Here is an 851-nt window from a genome sequence, read left to right as displayed (position 1 = left end):
AGTATGATAGCTTCAGTCTGGCCAATATTGCGCCGCAGTCACCACGTAACAATCGTTATATTTGGCGTAATATTGAGTCTGCTACTCGGTATTTGACGCAGCAATACGGTGAGGTTTATACCATTACAGGTGTCGCGTTTACCAATAAAAAAACCAAGCAGCTCGCCAATCGTGTGCTTGTACCCAGCCATTTTTTCAAAGCAGTATATATACCCGCGACTAATCAGGCAGGGGTTTATTACGCACCAAATGATGAGTCGGAGCGCATCGATGTTATTAGCATTGATGAGCTGACCGCTGAAACCGGTATCGATGTCTTGCCGATGTTGGACATTCAAACCAAGCGAGAAGCGTTTGATTTGCCATTGAAGGCAGGTGAGAGTTCAGACACAACTGATACGCCAGCTCAGGAGCCGGATTGGATGCTATTTGTCTGGGCTATTTTGGAGTGGTTACTTGCACAGCTAAAGGCATAGAGCAAAACATAGAATACTTTTTGGGTTTTAAATACACCATAAGGATGAACACATGATTGACCCATTCGCCAATAATCACCAAAGTATGCAGGTTGGTGATCTTGTTATCGAAAACCAAAAGGACAAAGTCATCATCTATGGTGATATTGACCTGACTTTAGATGCATCTGGATATGAACACGCTCAGCAATTGCATGAGCTAATGAGTCGGGTCATAAACGCATTTGAAAGCAAAAACCTTTATAGTAATAATGATGATAAGTCAAAAGAAAATGATGACCAGTTGGACAAAGATATCGACAATCCCTTCTTGTAAGTCTTTGATATGGTTTTATTTTATAGAAATAATAAAGTATAAAAAAATTACTAGGCAAA

At 40.4% G+C, this 851-nt stretch carries 2 protein-coding genes; both read left to right on the top strand.

Annotation, left to right across the window (positions count from 1 at the left end; all coding sequences use genetic code 11):
- On the top strand, positions 1-476 hold a 476-nt coding region (locus tag ACS8FC_RS16100; protein ID WP_439297513.1), incomplete at its 5' end, for a DNA/RNA non-specific endonuclease.
- A 52-nt stretch (positions 477-528) separates the two neighbouring features.
- On the top strand, positions 529-792 hold the full coding sequence (locus ACS8FC_RS16095; protein WP_439297512.1) for a hypothetical protein: 264 nt from the start codon (positions 529-531) through the stop codon (positions 790-792).
- Positions 793-851 lie beyond the last annotated feature (59 nt).

The organism is Psychrobacter sp. 1Y4 (genome assembly GCF_051847555.1).
The sequence above is the reverse complement of the archived record's forward strand: the minus strand, read 5'-3'. Positions and strand labels throughout refer to the sequence as shown.